We start from the raw sequence: 1,358 nt of genomic DNA, 5'->3' as shown, positions 1-1,358 counted from the left end.
GAGGGTGTACTGAATTCTGTGTAAACGGCGTTGCTGTTAATCCTGCAAAAGCCTGTCTTCGAACTGGATACTGAACCTGTTCAAGGCCCCCGCCCAGTCCCTGATTGGCATCGTCCATTTCTTGCTGATGTTGTTCAGCGCCAGATAAAAGAGCTTCATGACCGCATCGTCTGTCGGGAATGAAGCTCGGCTTTTCGTCACTTTACGCAGGCTCATGTTGATCGATTCGATGGCGTTAGTGGTGTAAATCACCTTACGAATCTCTGGCGGGTAATCGAACAGCGGGATGACTCTCGCCCAGTTCTTTCGCCAAGATTGACTAATCAACGGGTAGCGTTCGTCCCATTTGGCTTCGAAGTCAGTCAATTTCTGCTCAGCCATTTCGACGGTCGTTGAGCGGTAGATAAGCTTGAGATCAGCAGCCGCTTCACGTTGATTTTTGTAGGCGATGAACTTCAGGCTATTGCGAACCATGTGCACGATACACAGTTGAACCGAGGCTTTCGGATAGACCACTTCGATGGCCTCAGGGAAGCCCTTGAGCCCGTCCACGCAGGCGATGAAGATGTCTTGCACCCCGCGTGTTTTGAGCTCTGTGACGACTTGCAGCCAGAATTTGGCGCCTTCGGTCTGGGCGATCCACAACCCCAGCACTTCTTTTCGGCCTTCCATGTTGACGCCAATAGCCAGATAAACCGCTTTGGTTCTGACCGCGCCGCTGTCGCGTACTTTGACGTGAATACAGTCAAGGTAGAGGATCGGATAGAGCTCATCCAGAGGACGTGACTGCCAGACCTTGACCTCCTCGCTAACCGCGTCGGTAATCGCCGAGATGAGGCTGGGAGAGACCTCCGTGCCGTACATCTCCTCCAGGTGCCCCTGGATTTCCCGCACGGTCATGCCCCGGGCGTACAGCGAGATAACTTTGTCGTCGAAGCCAGTCCAGCGTGTCTGGTGTTTGGAAATGAGCTGGGGCTCGAACAGGCCCTGTCGGTCACGGGGAATGTCCAACGGCAGCTCGCCAAAGTCGCCCTTGAGCGTCTTGCCGCTATGGCCGTTGCGCGCATTGCCTTCAGCATTGGTCACCGCGGCGCTTTTGTCATGACCCAGGTGCTCGGTCATTTCAGCTTCCAACGCTCGTTCGACGAGCATCTTGGTGAGCTGCTTGAGCAGGCCGTTTTCGCCGATCAGATCCTCGGGCTTTTTATAATTGGCCAGCAGGCTGTCGGCCAGTTTAACCAGTTCAGGATCAGGCTTGACTCGTTTGGCGCGCTTGGGTTTTGGCTCGGTCATTGGATTTCCTTGGGGTAGGCAGTCTCCTGCCAAATGACCGTTTACACAAAATTAATTACACCCTC

At 54.2% G+C, this 1,358-nt stretch carries 1 protein-coding gene; it reads right to left on the bottom strand.

The genetic code is table 11. From position 1 onward, the window contains the following. Window positions 1–36 precede the first annotated feature (36 nt). Complete coding sequence (locus PMI22_RS03155; RefSeq protein ID WP_007948769.1) at window positions 37–1,293, bottom strand: IS256 family transposase; 1,257 nt, start codon at window positions 1,291–1,293, stop codon at window positions 37–39. Window positions 1,294–1,358 lie beyond the last annotated feature (65 nt).

Origin of the sequence: Pseudomonas sp. GM21 (genome assembly GCF_000282215.1) — a bacterium.
Taxonomy (GTDB): domain Bacteria; phylum Pseudomonadota; class Gammaproteobacteria; order Pseudomonadales; family Pseudomonadaceae; genus Aquipseudomonas.
The sequence above is the reverse complement of the archived record's forward strand: the minus strand, read 5'-3'. Positions and strand labels throughout refer to the sequence as shown.

Excerpts from the sequence above, each read along its gene's own strand:
- PMI22_RS03155 (WP_007948769.1), bottom strand. The coding sequence starts at position 1,293 with ATGACCGAGCCAAAACCCAAGCGCGCCAAACGAGTCAAGCCTGATCCT.